The following is an 18365-nucleotide window of genomic DNA, read 5'->3' as shown; positions in this document are numbered from 1 at the left end:
GAAGTCCCGCAAGCGGCGAAGGCTCGTCTGAACTTGCGTCATAGACACAGGACACCGCGAATATTGCCGAGAGCACGAGGGCGATGACGAGCCAACGCGGGCGGAAAAGCGGTTTATGCGAGTTTGAGTGTGACATCGATGTTTCCCCTCGTTGCCTTGGAGTACGGGCAGATCTGGTGCGCATCCTCGACGATCGCCTGCGCGGCGGCACGATCGATGCCCGGCATGCTGACGGACAGGCGGGCCTGCAGGAAGAACTCGCCACCCGTCGTGCCGAGGTCAACCTCAGCATCGACGGCGGTGTCAGCCGGAAGGCGAAGCTGGCGCCTGGCCGCTGCCTTTGTCATTGCGCCGATGAAACATGCCGACCAGCCTGCCGCAAAAAGCTGTTCGGGATTGGTTCCCGGCTTGCCGCTGCCCGGAGGCGAGAGTTTGATGGAAAGCGCGCCGTCGTCGCTTTGCGCCGATCCGTCACGGCCGCCGGTCGTGCGGGTCTTGCCCGTATAAAGAAAAATCTCGATTCTGGTCATGGGAGGCTCCTTTGATTGCCGCTGCCGCGGCGTTTTGCGATAGGAGCTTTGTGAGGGATCAGCGTATCGGCCATGTTTCCGGAAAACGCGAAACTGTATCGAAACGTATCGGCGCGTTACGAGGTGCTCGGCCTGCCTTCGTGTGAGGGAAAAGAAACCTCGGCCGCCAGCCCGCCACCCTGCCTGTTATAGAGGCGTACCGCGCCGCCGATCGTTCCGGCAAGCTGCTGCGCAATCGCAAGCCCGAGGCCCGTTCCGCCCGTGTCGCGATTTCTCGATGTTTCAATCCGGAAGAATGGCTGCATGGCGTTGTGCAGCATGTCGTCGGGAATGCCCGGTCCTTTGTCGAGCACCGTGATGACAACGGCGCCTTCAGCATGCCGATCCACTTTTATTTCGGCACTGCCAGCAAATTTGAGGGCGTTATCTATGAAATTCGTGAGTATCCGTCGCAATGCGTGCGGTTTTGTAGACGCCGTGCCGCGCACAATGCCTGAAACCGTGACCGCCTTTCCGGTATCCTGATAGTCGTAGGCGATGCTGTCGATGAAGGATGCCAGATCGATGCGAGAGGACTTCTCGCCGTTGCCGTGGGCGCTGCGCGCATAAGCGATCCCGTCCTGCACCAGACGTTCGATTTCACGCAGGTCACTGACCAGCTTTTCCTTTTCCGGCGTATCATCAGCCATGTCGGCCCGCAGCCGCATCCGAGTGATGGGCGTCTGCAGGTCGTGTGAAATCGCCGCGAGGATTTGGACGCGTTCCTCAAGATATTGTGCGACGCGATCGCGCATGGCGTTGAATGCACGAGCCGCGTGGGCAACTTCGCTCGGGCCGCTCTCACTCATCGGCAACCCCTTCTCCCCCGGATCGAGCGCTTCCGCCGCCGCTGCCAGCGCGCTGAGGGGTCTGGTCGTCTGCCGCACGGCAAACCAGGTGCAGAGGAGGAGAAGGGACATTTGTGCGGCGAAGACGTAGGGCAGCCATTCGGCGATGGGCATGACACCCCTTGGTGTTACGTCGATTGTCAGGGGCGAGCCGTCCGACAGCGTCAGATGAGCCTGAAGCCTTTTGCCGTCGCCGGGAATGGATTCCACCCTGACCGGAAACCGGTGCCCGGCGGCCTCTTCGATCCTCTGCGCGATTTCTGCCCCGCGCCCGGACATGTCGGCGACGCCGGGAAGGCCCGGACCGAGGATGAGCTGGTAGTTGCTGCGGCCGAGGCGGTTCACCCATCCCGCCCGTTCTTCCGCTGGCAGGCGGTCTATGATGGCGATGGATACCGCAAGGTCCTGCTCCAGTGTCCCGAGCATGACTGCTTTGGCAGACATATACCGTTCGGCAAAGAGGATGCTGAACGACAACCCGTAGGCAATGGCAAGCCCGGCAAGCAGGATGAGAAAGAGTCTGGACCGCAACGAGCGTGGCCACCAGCCGGCAATCAGATGCCGGCCTTTCATGCCCTTGGCTCCGAAATCTCCACCGGAACGGAAAAGACATAACCTTCCGCACGCACCGTCTTGATGTAGGTGGGTTCCCGCGCATCATCTCCCAGCCGCTGACGCACGCGGCTTACAAGAAGATCGATCGATCTGTCGAAGATTTCGGCATCGCGCCCCTGTGTGAGGTTCAGCAACTGGTCGCGGTTGAGGACGCGCTGGGGATGATCGATGAACACCCTGAGAAGCCGGTATTCAGCGCCGCTCAGTGCCACGGTCGTACCGTCCCTGTCCAGCAGATGGCGGCCCACCGTGTCAAGACGCCAGTCGCCAAAGGTCAGGAGCTGCCCCGCTTCGCTGATTTGCAGATTGGGCGGCAACATCCGGGTGCGGCGCAGGATTGCCTTGATCCGTGCGAGAAGCTCCCGGGCGGCGAAGGGCTTCGACAGATAATCGTCGGCGCCCATTTCGAGCCCGATGATCCGGTCCATCTCGTCATCGCGGGCAGTCAGCATTAGAACCGGCGTGGCCTTGTGCTTTCCGGCCCGCAACTCACGGCAGAGAACCAGACCGTCATCGCCCGGCATCATCACGTCGAGCACGATCAGATCGACGGTATTGCCGTCAAGAAAACTTCTCATCTGCCGTCCGTCGGCAGCCACCGTTGTTCGCAAGCCGTTCTTCTTCAGGTAGCTGGAAACCAGCTCCCGGATTTCCCTGTCGTCGTCCACGACGAGAATGTGATCGATATGTTCCATTGGATGCCTTCATCGTGCGGACGTTTCAGTGGCCCGCTACTGCATTGCCCGCTGCCAACAGCAGTAAGACAACGGTTCGCGGGCTTCGGCAAGCCTAAAGCTTTGCGACGTCGAGAACGGCCTTGGCGAATGCCTCGGGCGCTTCCTGCGGCAGGTTGTGCCCTATGCCGCCGCTGATATTGCGATGCTGGTACTTGCCCGAAAACCTTGATGCGTAAGTGGAGGGGTCCGGATGCGGTGCGCCATTGGCGTCACCTTCCAGCGTGATCGTCGGGATCGTGATGAGGGGAAGTTTCGCAAGCCGGCGCTCGTAGTCGTCATATTTGGCTTCGCCTTCGGCAAGTGCCAGCCGCCAGCGGTAATTATGGATGGTGATCGCCACGTGGTCGGGATTGTCAAACGCGGAAGCGGAACGATTGAAGGTTTCGTCGGTGAATTTCCAGGTCGGGGAGGCCGTTTGCCAGATCAGGCGAACGAAGTCGCGGGTATTCGCGGCGTAACCCGCACGGCCGCGTTCCGTCGCGAAGTAGAACTGATACCACCAGGAAAGTTCCGCCCTGGGCGGAAGTGGCTTTTTGTTGATTTCCTGACTGCCGATCAGATAGCCGCTGACCGACACGAGGCCGGTGCAGCGCTCGGGCCAGAGTGCCGCCATGATATCGGCCGTGCGAGCGCCCCAGTCATAGCCCGCCACGACGGCCTGTCTCACGCCAAGGACATCGAGAAAGGCGATCATGTCAACCGCGAGTGCTGCCTGCTGCCCGTTGCGTGCCGTTTCATCAGAAAGAAAACGTGTGGTGCCGTATCCGCGCAGATAGGGAATAAGCACGCGATATCCTGCCGAAGCGAGGATGGGCGCAACGTCAACATAGCTGTAGATGTCATAAGGCCATCCGTGCAGCAGCAGAGCGACCGGGCCCTCCTCGGGCCCGGCTTCGGCGTAACCGACATCGAGTACACCCGCTTTGACCTGCTTCAGGGGCCCAAAGGACGTTTTTTCGCCTGTTGGTGCTGACGGGGTAGCTGAAGGCGCCTCGCCTTTGGCCTGGGCCAGGCCCGCCGCGCCGAACTCTACGGCGGCAACAGTCATTGCGGCAATGCCGAAGAACCGGCGGCGCTGGAAATTGATCTCGGAATTCATTCTCGTCTCTCCTGTCCTTTTTGGATGACAGGCAGTTAACGCTGTACGTGTATCCCCGATGTGTCCCGGGCGAACCTGATGTGAATGGTTTTGTAGCAGCGAGCCTTCTATATACAGACTGATACATTCAGCTTGCCCTCTGAATGCAGATCAGCCGCTCCCGATGTCAGGAGCGGCTGTGGTGGCGTTCCACCAGATCCGTGTTTATTTCGCGGACCGCCGGGCAGCCTCTGTGATGACGTCTGCGACCTCTTCGGGCTTGGATGCGAAGACTGCGTGGCTCCCGGCGATCTCGGTCACCGCGCTGCCGGCGCGCTTTGCCATGTCACGCTCGAGATCGGGGTTGATCGACCTGTCCTGCGTCGCGATGATCGACCAGCTTTTCTTTGTTTTCCAGGCTGGTTCGCCCGACTTGGCTGCGAAGGCTGCCTTGGCAGCGAAGACCTGGCTTTTGGCCATGAAGGCAGCCTCGTCGCGGGGCAGGTCGGCGGCGAAATCCTGCGCAAAGACCGCCGGATCCAGATAGAGGAAGGCGCCATCCTTCGTCTGCTTTATGCCGCTTCCGGCGGGTGGTTTTGCTGTGGCGAGGTCAAGAAGGCTCTCTCCCTTTTCCGGCTGGAAGGCGGCGACATACACCAGCCCCGCCACATCGGGCCGATTGCCAGCTTCCGAAATCACCATGCCGCTGTAGCTGTGTCCGACCAGCAGGCTGGGGCCCTGCTGGAGATCGAGCACGCGGTTTGTTGCTGCCACATCATCGGCAAGCGAGGTGATGGGTTCCTGGACGATGGTGACGTTGAAACCACGGCTTTCGAGGATGTCCGTTGCCTTGCGCCAGGCAGAACCATCTGCAAGCGCCCCGTGGACGATGACGATATTCTTTACCTCCGCTGCCTGTGCGGCAAACGCAATCAGCGCGGTTGCAAAGGCGAGCGCGAATCTTGGCATGAGACGATGATGCATCGTGTTATTCCTTTCATGTGGCCGGATAAAAACGGGTCAACCGAAGGTGAAGGCGTAGGCCTGCACACCGGGGTCGAGGAAGCGGATGGTGAAGGTTTTTGCTGTCACGGTGCCGGACTGGCGAACGAGCTGGTAAAGGCGGGTTGATGTGACGACGCCATTGCCATTGGCATCCGTATCGGCGCCATGATCAGGACCCGGCGGATGGCCATCCACGGTCACCTGGAAACGGACCGGCTTTCCGGAATCAACCGGACCCAGCACCAGATGCAGGTCACGGGCGCTGAAGCGGTAGGTGATACCGCCATTGGCCGCATCAAGGGTGGCCGCTTCCGCACCAACCGTCCATTCGCCGGAGAGCCCCCATTCATTGAGGGCAGGCGCCGTGACCGAATAGTCTCGGGGTGCGTCTGCACGCATTGTCTCGTTCGATGCAAAGCCTCGCGCCTGACGGTAGCCTACATAGGTTTCGCCGGAGAGCATGTGGCTCATGTCCGCGCCGGCTTCAGCCCCCTTTGTCTCGGGCGTCACAGTCTCGGTGGCGGATGCGCCGGTGCTGCCCGCCTCGCGCAGCAGATCCTGAATCGCCTCTTCGGTCTCCCTGTACTCTCCCTCACCAAAGTGGTGGTAACGGATCTGGCCTTTGGCATCGATCAGGTAATGCGCTGGCCAGTAGCTGTTATCGAAGGCGCGCCAGATCCTGTAATCATTGTCGATTGCTACCGGATACTCGATCTTGAAGCCGGCGACGGCCTGTCTGACATTGTCGATCTTCTTTTCGAAGGCAAATTCGGGCGCGTGCACGCCAATGACGACGAGACCCTGATCCCTGTACTTCTCCGCCCAGGCACGCACATAAGGAAGGGTGCGGATGCAGTTGATGCAGGAATAGGTCCAGAAGTCGATGAGCACGACCTTGCCGCGCAAGTCTTCACGGGCGAGCGGCGGGGAGTTCAGCCATTCGACAGCACCATCGAGGGACGGCGCGGTGCCTTCAACCGGCAGTGCCGGGCGCATGGTGGCAGCGTCACCGTCCGGCGCTGTGGCTGCGGTTTTCTCCGCTAATTCGACCTTCTGTTCGGGCCCTCTGGCGGCGTCGAGACGATCAAGAACGTGCTGTTCGAACGATGTCGTGCTGGCATAGGAAATCTGCGATAGAAAACCGGTGTCCAGTCCAAGCGCGATGGCGGCAACGCCTGCCAGCACCGCTGCCCCGGTTGCCTGGCGAATACGCTCGCTGAAACCGAGGGAACGCTTCATCGCCGCAAACACCCTGCCTCCAATGAGGACGGCGACGGCAAGCGATGTCGCAGCACCGGCGGCATAGGCGGAAAGCAGCAGGCTGGTTTCCAGATTGGCGCCCTTCAGGGCCGCACCGGTCAGCACGATCCCGAGGATTGGGCCGGCGCAGGGCGCCCACAGGAGCCCGATGGCGATGCCGAGCAGCAGGGAGCCAGTGACCGTCGGGGCGGCATCGGGCTTGCCGGCGGCATTGGCAAGTCGGTTGCCGAATTCAACGACCGGACGGGACAGGACAGAGGCGAACTTCGGTGACATCAGCCCAATTCCGAAAAGGGAGAGCATTGAAAGGGCGGCGAGCCGGCCATATTCGTTGGCGTTGATCGCCCAGCTGCCGCCGATGGCAGCGAGCGTCGCAACGGCGGCAAAGGTGATCGACATTCCGGCGAGCAGCGGCAGCGTGCTGCGCAGGAACGGTTGGCCGGCCCGCGCGAAGACGAAGGGAAGAATAGGCAGGATGCAGGGGCTGAGAATTGTCAGCACGCCCCCGAGATAGGCAACGACCAGAAGCGTCATTATCTTTTCCTTTCAGCTGGGATTAGGGGCACCGGGCGGCGAAGGTGAGCCGGTAATGGCGCCACCTTCCCGGCGTCGCGTATCTCTGATGTGTCGGTGTGTGGGCGATTTTGTATGGGAGTGTAGGCGAGCGGACGGACCGTCGACCATGAAGGGTAACGGCGGCGTGGCCCTTTGCTCGTCAGGGCGCGTATCGTGTGAAAACGAAATCGTGGTCCTTGACGTTGCCGACATGACACGAAAGGCAAGTCTCGTGCTGTGCGGTATCGACCGGTTTGCCGTTGACGAAGCGCCCGAAGCCCCAGCCATGGCTGTCAGGATATTTCCTGGAGTCCTTGACCATCACCTGCACGGTGGTTGCCGCGCCCGGCACCGTGGCTGGTGGAAATTCCGCGGATTGCTGCCGCTTGTAGGCAAGCTTCACCAGTATCGAGCCATCAGGGAAGGGCAGGGTTCCGCTCTTGTAAGCGTTCACGGCGATGTCGTTTGCCAGAACGGCACGAAGCTCATCGAGCGGCGGCGCTTCCTGTGCGGGAGCGATGAAGCGCCAGTCTCGATATCCCTCGGGAAGCGTAACGCCATAGAGGGGTGAGGCGTTTTCCGGCGCGCTGTCCGCAAGGCTTGAATAAGCGGCTCCGAAACCTGCTGCCGCAACTGCAAGAGTGACGGCAAAGAAAATCTGGTTCTTCATGACAAATCCTGCCTGATCCGAAAACGATCAGACGATGATCTGCGCGGCAGGTATCCGGCATGTTTCCTGAAACCGGGATTTATGTATCAGATCGTAGCAGCGATTGTGCCGGCGAGGGAAGCGCCGGCACACACATATCAATCGGCGCGCTGTAGCAGCGCGAGCGCGACGGTGGATGTCGCGAGGATCGCGGTCAGAGCCAGCGGCGCGGTGGCGCCGTAGGAATCGACGATATAGCCGCCGAACACTGCACCGATGCTGATGGCCACCTGGAAAGAAACGACCATCAGGCTGCCTGCCGCCTCCAGCGCATCCGGCGCGCCCCGGGAAAGGTTGGTCGGCAGCACGACAGGCGCCATGCCGAAGGCAAGGCCCCAAAGGGCGACGAGAGCAAATGCGGCACCGGTATGGACGCCCCAAAGAACCAGGGAAATCGTTGCAAATGCCATCAGCGCGGCGGTGACGATGAGTGCGAGACGGATACTGGCATCAGCCATCCGGCCACCCGCGACGTTGCCAATCACCGAGGCGACGCCAAATCCAAGCAGTGCGAGAGCAATCGGCGTTGTACCGAGGAGCGTCACCTGCTCGAGGAAGGGACGGACATAGACCGATCCGGCGAAATGTCCCGTCATGAGCAGGAGGATCGCGAGCATGGCCAGCTGAACGCTACGCCGCCGCGTCAGCCGGAAAACATCGGAAAGGCTGTTACTGGTGCTCGCAGGCAGCGACGGCAGGCTGAGGATTTGCAGCAGCATGGCAATGACGGCAAGCCCTGCCGTCATCGACATTGCCGTGCGCCATCCCAGCCAGTCGCTGATAAGGGCTCCCATCGAAGGCGCGGCGATTGTGGCGAGCGAAACGCCGAGGGTAACGATAGCCATGCCGCGCCCGGTCGCATTTGCGCCGACAAGCCTTGCCACGACGGCAACCGAAAGCGCCCAGAACCCGCTGAGAGCAATCCCGAGCCCGGCCCGGCCCAGCAACAGAAGCCAGAAATCGGTTGCAAAGGAAGCAAGAAGGTTTGAGCCGATCGCCAGTGCACTCAGACCGACAAGCACGGTCTTGCGGTTCAGCCTGCCGATGAGGACGTTGCTCAACAGCGCCGTCACTGCGCCGACGGATGCCGTGGCCGTGACGACCTGTCCGGCGGTCCCTTCGGTGATACCGAGGTCACGCGCCATCGGCGTCAACAGTCCCGCCGGCAGGAACTCGGCCGATACCAGCGCAAAGCTGGTGGCCGCCATCGAAAGAACCGCGAACCATGTGGCGGCTGTCCACGCGGGTTGCTCCTCGATGTCGAGGGACATTGTTGTCCCGTCAAACTCTGATGTGGTGTCGGTCATGGTATCTCTCCTTGAGTTGGGAGAGTTTTAAAGGAATTTTGCTGGATGATATGTATCTAAAAGTCCGAATTTCATGCCTATTTGTCCAAATTTGTGCGGCGCACAACGCAGGCGCGTGCGTTGACGCAGGGATGTGTCCGGGGGTCGTGCGCCTTTCTGCCCGCGGGAAATCTTTGCCGGTGGGCAACCTTTCAAACCGCCATCCGTTTAGCCGTCCATGACCGATGCTGACGCAAATTCGAAACGAGCCGATGGCACCGGCAAGAATGGTGCAGGGAAAGTACATGTCGAGAATGCAGCCGATGAGCCGCTGCCGCCGGAGGAAATCGAACCTGCTGAGGGCCTGACGCCCGAGGAAGCCGAGAAGGCCCGCAAAAAATATCTGCTGAAACGCTTCTGGATCAGCGCGCGCGGCTTCTGGAGCCGCCGTGGCGACGGCCTGGCATGGCCGTTCTCCATCGGCCTGTTGGTGATGATCGGCATCAATGTCGCTTTCCAATACGGTGTCAACGTCTGGAATCGTGGCATCTTCGACGCGATTGAAAAACGGGATGCGTCCACGGTCTATTTTCTCGCTTCCATATTCCCGTCGCTGGTTCTGGGCAGCGTCCTGATCGTAACATCGCAGGTCTATGTCAGGATGCGGATCCAGCGGCGCTGGCGCTCCTGGTTGACGAAGGTGCTGGTCTCCCGGTGGATTGCAAATGGCCGCTATTACCAGCTTAACCTGATTGACGGCGACCATCAAAATCCGGAGGCGAGGCTGTCGGAGGACATGAGGATCGCCACTGAAGCGCCGGTGGATTTCGTCGCAGGGGTCATTGCCGCCTTCGTATCGGCATCCACCTTCATCGTCGTCCTGTGGACGATCGGCGGCGCGCTGACGTTGCCGATCGGCGGCGTTTGGATAACGATACCCGGCTTTCTGGTGGTGGCAGCGGTAATTTACGCGCTTATAACCTCAAGCTCGATTGCGTGGATCGGCCGGAACTTCGTCAAAGTCTCGGAAGTCAAGAACCAGCTCGAGGCGGAATTCCGCTATACGCTGACCCGTGTGAGGGAAAATGGCGAGAGCATTGCGCTGCTGGGTGGCGAAGAAGAAGAGCGAAGCGATCTCGACAGCAGGTTCCGCAATGTCCGGCATCAGTGGAAACGAATGGCGCAGCAATATATGCGTACCACCGTCGTGTCGCATGGATCGATGCTGATTGCGCCCGTCGTTCCGGTCCTGCTGTGCGCGCCGAAGTTCCTCGACGGAAGCATGTCGCTGGGCCAGGTCATGCAGGCGGCATCGGCTTTCACCATCGTTCAGTCCGCCTTCGGCTGGCTGGTCGATAACTATCCCCGGCTGGCGGACTGGAATGCCTGCGCAAGGCGTGTCGCATCGCTGATGATGTCGCTTGACGGCCTCGAGCGGGCCGAACAGAGCGATACGCTCGGCCGGATCGTGCGCGGTGAAACGGAGGGTGAGACGATGCTGAGCCTCAAGGATGTATCCGTTTCGCTGGGCGATGGTACTGCTGTCGTTAAGGAAACCGATGTCGAAATCGGACCCGGCGAGCGGGTGCTCGTCGCAGGTGAATCCGGATCCGGAAAAAGCACGCTCGTGCGGGCAATCGCCGGCCTGTGGCCATGGGGCGGCGGCAGCGTCAGTTTTCGTGCCGGTAGCCGGCTGTTCATGTTGCCGCAGCGGCCATATATTCCGTCCGGAACGCTTCGTCGGGCGGTCTGTTATCCGCAGGCAGCGGAGAGCTGGACTGCCGACGAGATCGGCGCAGCTCTCGACAAGGTCGGTCTCGGCCACCTCAAGGACAAGGTGGAAGAAGAGGCGCCGTGGGACCAGACGCTCTCCGGTGGTGAAAAACAGCGTCTCACCTTTGCCCGCCTGCTGCTGAACGATCCCGATATCATCGTCATGGATGAAGCGACCGCCGCCCTGGATGAAAAAAGCCAGGACAGGATGATGCAGACGGTCATCGACGAATTACCAGATGCTACGATCATCAGCGTGGCACATCGCGCTGAGCTGGAGGCCTTCCACAGCCGCAAGATTACGCTGGAACGCCGGGAAGGTGGCGCGAAGCTGGTCAGCGATATCCACCTCATTCCGAGGAAGGCCCGGTCCGGCTCGTTGCTCCGCCGCATGGTCAAACGCAGGTGACGAAAGTCGCGCAGCACCTCCACCCCCTGATATAATGCGAATGAGTATCGCTCTTTCGGTGCTTCTATGTTTTCCACGTCACCCGTATGAACGGTGGACGGTCAATCGGTGACGTCGTAATCTGGCCGCCAGATGAGGCAACGACATACTCTCGGGAGGAAACAATGCCTATCTTCATGGACCGGCATGAGCTCGCCGGAGTTTCTGCGGCCGATATTGCCGCCGCGCATCTTAAGGATATCGACATTCAGGACCGGTATGGCGTCAGGTTTTTAACCTACTGGTTCGATGAAAGGCGCGGTACCGCCTTCTGCCTCATGGATGCGCCGGATGCTGAAACCGCGCAATGCGTGCACCGCGAAGCGCACGGTTTCGTCGCCAGCGAAGTTGTGGAAGTCGCTCTGTCGGCTGTGGAGGCGTTTCTCGGGCGAATACAGGACCCGACGCCGCTCGAGCCTGCCCCCAAACACATGGATGCTGGCCACCGTGCGATACTTTTCACTGACATCGTCGGTTCAACCGAAATGACCGCTCGCCTGGGCGATCGTATGGCAGCTGAACTCGTCCGCGCGCATGATGCGCTCGTGCGTGGCTGTCTGGTAAGACGGTCAGGACGGGAGGTAAAGCACACCGGGGACGGCATAATGGCAGTGTTCTCCTCCACGCCATTTGCAGTCGACTGTGCAATCGATATTCAGCGCGCCTTCCATCGCTACAACAGCGACAGGGGCGAACCCATTCACATCCGCATCGGGCTGGATTGTGGTGAGCCGGTTGAAGACAGCAATGATTTCTTCGGCACGACCGTTCAACTGGCTGCAAGGCTTTGTGCTGCCGCCCATAGCGATCAGATCCTGATATCGGACAAGACCCTGCAGGAATATGGCAGCGCCGATGTCCCCGTATATGGCCATCGATACAGGCTTAAAGGCTTCGCCAAGCCGGTCCTAGCCTATCGTTGCGAATGGTTGCATTGATTATGGTGTTCTTCAGGGCTGATCCTGACGCGGCACTACCGTTGCGATGCTTTCCTTGGCTTCCTGCTGCTTATAGGTGCTGGTTTCCTTAAGTTGGAAAGCATCCAGCCAGTCACGCCTTCGCAGAAATTGCGCCGAGCTCTTCAAGATCGAGATCATGCTCAAGCTCCCTTAGAGTTTCATCGTCGATCTTTCCTTCGCGTCGCAGACGAATAAGTTCCTTTCTGCCGGCGGCGACAGCCTGAAGAACGACATCGAAGTGGGCATGAAGAAGTGGCGAATATTTCTCGGTGCTTTCGGCGTATCTGACACTTGCTGCCAGCCGGTGTTCGTATCTCTTCAGGAGTTGGGGATGGATGAGTTCCCCACTTTCGTCGTAGGCAAGCCCCTGAACGGCTGCGAGCTGGACCTGCGCCATGGCGGCTTCAGCCTCACTCATCGTCATCGGTGCGCGCTCCGGTTCGATATTGCCAAGCCCCGCCCAGGCGATAATCCACCCAAGCGTCGTTCCCTGTATGAGAACGGTTCCCACGATAACCGCGAATGCCATGACCAGAATGAAGTCACGTCCGGGAAAATCCTCCGGCAGGCTGAGCGCAAGTGCCAGCGTCACGACGCCGCGCATGCCTGCCCAGCCGAGCGCCGTCACCCCTCCTGCTCCGAGGGGCGTCGAGCGAGCGACCTTGACCCCGTGAAAAAACCTGATGACCAGATCCGATGTGAATATCCACACGAACCGCGCGATGACGAGCGAAACGAGGATTGCGGCCGCGGGGAGTGCCATCGAACCAACCAGTGAGCCAAAGCCGCCGCCACGTTCAACGACGTCCCGCAGCGATAGTCCTATCAGGATGAAAACCATAGCCTCCATCAGGAAAACAAGGACGTTCCAGAATGAGGTGCCGCGCATTCGCGTCGCCGCAGAAAAGACGGTGTGCTGATGCCATGACGCTATCAGCCCGGCCGTTACGGTGGCGATTACACCGGACGCATGGATCTGTTCCGCCAAAAGATAGGCGATCCATGACAAGATTGCGGTGGCGGCAATGATGAGGTACTCGTCGCCAAGGTGCCGGACGAGCTTTACCCATGCGAAGCCAACGACCACGCCGGTTGCGGCGCCTCCAAGGGCCAGAAAAATGAAGGTGCCGATCGCGTCGGTGGTGCTGAATGTACTTCCGGCCGCAGCCGCTACAGCAAAACGAAAGAGCACGAGCCCGCTGGCGTCGTTGAGAAGGCTCTCACCTTCAAGAAGGATTTGCAGACGCCTCGGAATCTTAACCCTTTCCAGCACGGCACGGGCTGACACGGCGTCCGGAGGTGAGACGATGGCGCCAAGGGCTGCGCAGGCCGCCCATGGCAGAGACGGCATCAGGAGGTGGACAACGACCGCGATGACGATTGTCGTGAACAGCACTGCACCGATCGCGAGAGATGCAATTCCGAAGACGTGTCGTTTCAGGCGATCGACGGCGATCGACCACGCTCCGTCGAGAAGCAGTGGCGGTAGAAAGATAACAAGAACCAGTTCCGGATTGACAGCGATCGTGGGCAAGCCGGGAAGGAACGCCAGCGTTCCCCCGCCCACCAGTAGCGCTACCGATGGCGGCAGGCCCATGCGATGTGCGATGTAGTGCAGCACGATGATGGCGAGAAACATCGCGATCACGAGTTCGAAGAGATGCGTACCGTCCATATGCGCCCCCAATCCGCGTCGGACTCACATCAAATGACGAGATTTGCGAAAAAGCAACGCAGTCATTTTTGCTGGTTTGACTGAGTTCCGGCAATTATCACCGGTTCTTTAGGCAGCGCCGCACATCAAAATGATCTACAACCCAAAACGCAAGCACATCAGGAATGGGATGCCGCCACCCGTGGAGTTCGAGAAGCGGTGGAATATCCAAGCCGAGGGCGGCCCAAGACTTGGGCTAATAAACGAGGAACGAACCTTATGATGACGATAAAACGTATTGTGCTGGCAAGCCGACCCTTGGCAGAACCATCGCATGAAAATTTCCGCCTTGAGGATGCCGAGCTGCGCGAAGCAGCCGAGGGCGATGTCACGGTCCGCGTTCTCTATCTTTCGCTCGACCCTTACATGCGTGGGCGTATGAGCGATGCCAAATCGTACGCGGCGCCTGTACCCATCGACGGTATCATGGAAGGCGAGACGATCTGCGAGGTGGTGAAGTCACGGCACAACGGTTTTGCGCCCGGCGACATCGTGCGCGGGCGGACCGGTTGGTGTACGGGGGCGGTCATCAATGGGGACTTGCTACGAAAGGTCGAGACGCACGGCGCGCCGGTCACGACCGCGATCGGCGTCCTTGGCATGCCGGGATTTACTGCATGGAGTGGTCTGAAGTTCATTGGCAAACCGAAGCAGGGTGAGACGGTTGCTGTCGCTGCAGCCTCTGGCCCCGTTGGTTCCATGGTCGGACAGCTTGCAAAGCTTTACGGGGCGAGGGCAGTCGGTATAGCCGGTGGGCCCGACAAATGTGCATTCGTGAAGGATGAACTTGGCTTCGACAGCGTGGTTGATCATCGCTCGGAGAATTTTGTCAGCGATCTGAACGCGGCCTCTCCAAACGGGATTGATGTCTATTTCGAGAATGTCGGAGGACGCGTCTGGGATGCGGTACTGCCTCTTCTAAACCAGTTCGGGCGTGTTCCCGTCTGCGGCCTCGTTTCTCAATATAACGGTGCAAACTCGTCGCAGGCAGACCGTCTTCCGGCAACGATGTCGGCGATCCTGAGACAGAGCCTTCTCGTTCGAGGTTTCATCCAGACCGAATTTGCGGCCGATCATTTCAATGACTTTCTCGCGGAGATTGGCCCAAGGGTCGCTAGCGGCGAGATCAGGTACCGCGAGGATGTCGTCGATGGATTGGAGAATGCTCCTGACGCCTTCATCGGCATGCTGAAAGGCAAGAATTTCGGTAAGCTTATCGTCAAAATCGGTGGCGTCGTCTCATGAGCCGCCATGACGTAAGAAATATCGCGGTTTTGGATGATTACCAGAATGTGGCGATCACCAGCGCCGACTGGTCGCCATTGAAAGACTGTGCCGAAATCACGATCTTCAATGACCACATCGCGGACGAAGAACGCCTGGTTGATCGTCTCTTGCCGTTCGATGCTGTCTGCGTCATGCGCGAACGGACGCCGCTGCCGCGACGTGTTCTCAAGCGCCTGCCGAACCTGCGGTTCATCGCAACGACTGGAGGGCGCAACGCCTCAATCGACCTTGCCGCGGCCCGTGATCTTGGCATCGTTGTTTCGGCGACGGGTGCGAACGGATCGGGCGCCCCGGAGCTGACTTGGGCACTCATCCTTGCGGCGGCACGCCATATTTCCACAGAAATTGCCTCGTTTCGGAGTGGTGGCTGGCAAACCACGGTCGGGCGCGACCTTTCGGGCAGCACGCTGGGTGTCATCGGTCTGGGCAGGATCGGCCGCCAGATCGCAAAGGTCGGGCTTGCTTTCGGTATGGACGTGATCGCCTGGAGCCAGAATCTGACCGATGAGGCGGCAGAAGCTGCCGGTGTGCGACGGGTTGAAAAAGAGACGCTTCTTCGCGAGTCCGACTGGGTGACGTTGCATCTTGTTCTGTCGGAGCGAACGAAGGGCGTAATCGGTCAGGAGCAGCTGGCTTTGATGAAGCCAACAGCCTGGCTCGTGAATACGTCACGAGGTCCGCTTGTCGATGAAGGAGCTTTGATCGCTGCCCTGGAAACCAAGAGGATCGCAGGTCTTGCAGTGGACGTGTTTGATCATGAGCCTTTGCCCAGTAATCATCCGCTTCGGACTTTTGGCAATGTGATCGCGACGCCTCATATCGGGTTTGTTACCGAAAACTCATATCGGATTTTCTATCGAGATACCGTGGACAATCTCGTCGCATGGCTGAACGGAACGCCACTGCGGGTTTTGTGAACTTCCGAGTTGACCCTTGGTTCCCGTCGCACCGCCTGGCGGCACCATCTGGCCTCGCCCAAATAATAATGCGGCCGAATGATCGGCCACATTCTGATGTCACAAAAGTATCAGCCCTTGATGAGGGCCAGCAGGTCGGCGATCGGAACGATCTGGTCGTCTTCACCGTGCAGAACAAGCGTCGGAACGGAGATTCTTCAGGTTCTCGGTCTGGTCGGTTTCCGAGAAGGCCTTGAAGGAACGGGAACTTTAGGTGCTGCTGGAGGTGCTGCGTGGCATGAGAATGCTCTACCAACTGCAAAAATCGGCGGACGGATGCGCAGATGCTGTGGGACTTGCTGCGGCGTCAATTGCCGCGGATGGCGCTGCGTGGTGCCGATCGTCAACTGCTTGAGGATTCGCTCAAAGGGAAGATCATGGATGAGACCGGCTGAGCGTCTGCTGGCGGAAGAAGGAACGTGTCCGTCCGCGTTCGGTCCTGGTCGGCATGTTCAGTAATTGTGCTGCGGATACGCTGACGAACCGGTTGCCCGCACTTGCCGGCCCCGGTTCCTTGCTGCCGCTTTTAAAAAGGTACAGGAAAAAGCCCGGCACGAAGGCCGGGCTTTTGTTGTTGCTGTCCAGGTGGATCAGAACTTTACGCCGAGGCCGACGCGGATTGCATGCTGGTCGACATCCGCGTTGATTGCAGCGCCACCGAAGTTGAAATCCTTGTCGCCGAAGTCGGTGTAACGGTACTCAACGCGTCCGAACACCATGTCGGTAAATGCATAGTCGAGACCAACGCCGACGGTGTAGCCATTGAAGGTTTCCTTCACGTCGGCAATGCCCGGGACTTCCGCATAGCCGCGAGCATAGGCCCAGCCTGCGGTACCGTATACCAGTGCACGGTCAAATGCGTATCCGACCCGGCCGCGAACCGAACCCTGCCAGTCAAACCCGTAGTCGAAGCCTGTGCCGAGAATGGTGGCGGAATCATCGCCCCAGTTCTTTTCGAAGTCAGCCTCAAGGCCAACGACCCAGCTGTTGCCAAGGTCATAGTTGAAGCCGACGAAACCGCCGGCGAGAGCGCCGTCGAAGTCTGCGGACGTTTCGCCGGGAAGGCCGACGATCGAAGCGTCATTGTTGTTCCAGCCGTAACCTGCCTGGACACCGGCGGTAAATCCGGTCCAGCTGAACAGCGGCGCAACCTCTGCTGCCGGGGCTGCAGGAACTTCTGATACGGCATCGGCCGCCATTGCAGTCGATGCCGCGAGCACGAATGCGATAGTCGATACGATTTTCTTCATAGTCTCTGAACTCCCTTACATGAGAGATCATTCATATGCTTTTTGCCTGAAAAATGATGTAACTTTTGTGCAACGCCTGCGATCCGTGCAGCGGTCTGCATAAATTCGAGGCTGCCCGGGCGCGGTGGGAAGTCGCTTGCGCTCGCGCGCGTCAGGGTAATTTTACGGACCTTTGCCGGCCGCCGATGTCTTTGCAAGGCCAGGGCTCTCAGCCAAGCTGACGTTCGATTGCGGGCTTGTCGATGACCGACCAGACCCTGCGGATTTTCATGTGCTCAAATTCGTAGAACACATGCTCGCAGAACTGAACCCTCCTGCCATTGACCGGAAGGCTCATGAAGGTGGATTTGGGCATGCAATCGAACGGAAGCCGGGCGGCAACCCGTGTCGCCTCGATGACAAGGATCTCTGCCTCGAACCGCAGGTCGGGAATGTCGGCAAAGTCGTTTTCCAGCATGTCGCGATAGCCCGACAATCCGAATGGTCGGCCGTTGTGTTCGACATTGTCGGCGACGAAGGTTCCGAGTTCATCGAAAGCCTGACGGTTGAGGCAGTCGAGATAGGAAAGATAGATATCCTGAAGTGTCGGCATGTGTTTCTCCGTATCGATCGAAGGGTCGAGCCTGCTTCGGCGCCGAGGTCGATGTCAGCAGTTTGCGCGTTGCTCGCGGTCCGTTGGGACAGCGAACTGTGCTCCGTCATTGAACAGGTGCAGGTATGGACGGGGAACCGGTGACGAGATCGCACCTGCCATCGTGTAGCCGGTAAAATCCATCCTGCGGAACGGGCAGTTCGAGCATCTCCCGCTTTGAAAGTCCGAGAAACACGCCGCGAAGGATCCGCCCGAACAGACCATGGGAAATGACGATGGTCGGATGCCGGATATCCCAGATCCATGACGTCGCGCGCTTGCAGGCGTCATCGAAACTTTCGCCGTCTGGCGCCCCGAAATACCAGTCGAACGCGTTTGTCCCGTCAAGATGGCCGGGAAACTCGTTGTCGATCTCAAATCGCGTCATCCCGTCCCAGGAGCCGGTCGTAACCTCAACCAGTCGGTCATCTTCTATATACGGGAGTGGCACCTTGGCCTGTACGCGGTCCGCGGTCTGGCGCACGCGCCCAAGCGGACTGATCTGCATCTGGAACAACTGGTCATCGTTGCAGAGCGTTTCGCGGAGCAAGTGAGCTACATGATCCGCCTGCTCGATGCCACGCTGCGTGAGAGGTGAATCCAATTGTCCTTGAAACCGGCCAAGAGAGTTCCAGACGGTTTCGCCGTGACGAAGGAGGTAGATGGTCGGTAGAGCCACGCTTGT

The 18365-nt window shown here is 59.4% G+C and carries 16 protein-coding genes and 1 pseudogene; 4 read left to right on the top strand and 13 right to left on the bottom strand.

The annotated features are described in order from the left end of the window. Window positions 1-113: 113 nt before the first annotated feature. The 8 genes from WA845_RS16395 to WA845_RS16360 form a co-directional block, all read right to left on the bottom strand. Window positions 114-530 carry an organic hydroperoxide resistance protein gene (locus tag WA845_RS16395; protein WP_112552906.1) on the bottom strand — a complete coding sequence of 139 codons (417 nt, stop codon included), beginning with the start codon at window positions 528-530 and terminating at the stop codon, window positions 114-116. 116 nt (window positions 531-646) lie between these two features. Then, window positions 647-1990, bottom strand: coding sequence for an ATP-binding protein (locus WA845_RS16390; RefSeq protein WP_112552908.1), 1344 nt, complete (start codon window positions 1988-1990; stop codon window positions 647-649). Further along, the gene (locus WA845_RS16385; RefSeq protein WP_022563954.1) at window positions 1987-2727 is read right to left on the bottom strand and encodes a response regulator; all 741 of its coding nucleotides are present in this window, start codon (window positions 2725-2727) and stop codon (window positions 1987-1989) included. The genes WA845_RS16390 and WA845_RS16385 overlap by 4 nt, the downstream gene beginning before the upstream one ends. A 94-nt stretch (window positions 2728-2821) precedes the next feature. Further along, a complete protein-coding gene (locus tag WA845_RS16380) occupies window positions 2822-3868 on the bottom strand; it encodes an alpha/beta fold hydrolase (RefSeq protein WP_112552909.1) in 1047 nt (348 codons plus the stop codon). A 204-nt stretch (window positions 3869-4072) separates the two neighbouring features. Further along, entirely contained in the window at window positions 4073-4831 is a 759-nt protein-coding gene (locus WA845_RS16375; protein ID WP_022563956.1) for an alpha/beta fold hydrolase, read from the bottom strand. A gap of 36 nt (window positions 4832-4867) precedes the next feature. Continuing rightward, a complete protein-coding gene (locus WA845_RS16370; RefSeq protein WP_162719084.1) occupies window positions 4868-6646 on the bottom strand; it encodes a redoxin domain-containing protein in 1779 nt (592 codons plus the stop codon). A gap of 181 nt (window positions 6647-6827) precedes the next feature. Beyond that, window positions 6828-7337 carry a cytochrome P460 family protein gene (locus WA845_RS16365; protein ID WP_337322453.1) on the bottom strand — a complete coding sequence of 170 codons (510 nt, stop codon included), beginning with the start codon at window positions 7335-7337 and terminating at the stop codon, window positions 6828-6830. A 137-nt stretch (window positions 7338-7474) separates the two neighbouring features. Next, window positions 7475-8683 (bottom strand): MFS transporter, encoded by a 1209-nt coding sequence (locus WA845_RS16360; RefSeq protein WP_034497759.1) that lies wholly within the window; start codon window positions 8681-8683, stop codon window positions 7475-7477. A gap of 217 nt (window positions 8684-8900) precedes the next feature. On the opposite strand from WA845_RS16360, the gene WA845_RS16355 reads away from it, so the two are divergent. Further along, on the top strand, window positions 8901-10844 hold the full coding sequence (locus WA845_RS16355; RefSeq protein ID WP_112552913.1) for an ABC transporter ATP-binding protein/permease: 1944 nt from the start codon (window positions 8901-8903) through the stop codon (window positions 10842-10844). A gap of 164 nt (window positions 10845-11008) precedes the next feature. Next, complete coding sequence (locus WA845_RS16350; protein WP_022563961.1) at window positions 11009-11821, top strand: nickel-binding protein; 813 nt, start codon at window positions 11009-11011, stop codon at window positions 11819-11821. Window positions 11822-11933: 112 nt separating this feature from the next. Here WA845_RS16350 and WA845_RS16345 read toward each other — a convergent pair whose 3' ends face one another. After that, entirely contained in the window at window positions 11934-13517 is a 1584-nt protein-coding gene (locus tag WA845_RS16345; protein WP_022563962.1) for a Na+/H+ antiporter, read from the bottom strand. A gap of 258 nt (window positions 13518-13775) precedes the next feature. Here WA845_RS16345 and WA845_RS16340 point away from each other — a divergent pair, with 258 nt between their 5' ends. After that, window positions 13776-14801: an NADP-dependent oxidoreductase gene (locus WA845_RS16340; RefSeq protein ID WP_112552915.1), complete on the top strand. Its 1026-nt coding sequence runs from the start codon at window positions 13776-13778 to the stop codon at window positions 14799-14801. Continuing rightward, complete coding sequence (locus WA845_RS16335) at window positions 14798-15760, top strand: D-2-hydroxyacid dehydrogenase family protein (protein ID WP_022563964.1); 963 nt, start codon at window positions 14798-14800, stop codon at window positions 15758-15760. Before WA845_RS16340 ends, WA845_RS16335 begins: the two co-directional genes overlap by 4 nt. A 134-nt stretch (window positions 15761-15894) precedes the next feature. Here WA845_RS16335 and WA845_RS16330 read toward each other — a convergent pair. From WA845_RS16330 to WA845_RS16315, 4 genes and pseudogenes are all read right to left on the bottom strand, one after another. Beyond that, window positions 15895-15994 (bottom strand): annotated as a pseudogene (locus WA845_RS16330) (alpha/beta fold hydrolase); the annotation flags it as partial. A gap of 395 nt (window positions 15995-16389) precedes the next feature. Further along, a complete protein-coding gene (locus WA845_RS16325) occupies window positions 16390-17049 on the bottom strand; it encodes an outer membrane protein (RefSeq protein WP_022563966.1) in 660 nt (219 codons plus the stop codon). Between the two features lie 208 nt (window positions 17050-17257). Beyond that, a complete protein-coding gene (locus WA845_RS16320; RefSeq protein WP_034497755.1) occupies window positions 17258-17641 on the bottom strand; it encodes an ester cyclase in 384 nt (127 codons plus the stop codon). Between the two features lie 106 nt (window positions 17642-17747). Next, complete coding sequence (locus WA845_RS16315; protein ID WP_162719085.1) at window positions 17748-18359, bottom strand: histidine phosphatase family protein; 612 nt, start codon at window positions 18357-18359, stop codon at window positions 17748-17750. Window positions 18360-18365 lie beyond the last annotated feature (6 nt).

This window comes from Agrobacterium sp. CMT1 (assembly GCF_037203725.1).
Classification (GTDB): Bacteria; Pseudomonadota; Alphaproteobacteria; order Rhizobiales; family Rhizobiaceae; genus Agrobacterium; species Agrobacterium pusense.
The sequence above is the reverse complement of the archived record's forward strand: the minus strand, read 5'-3'. Positions and strand labels throughout refer to the sequence as shown.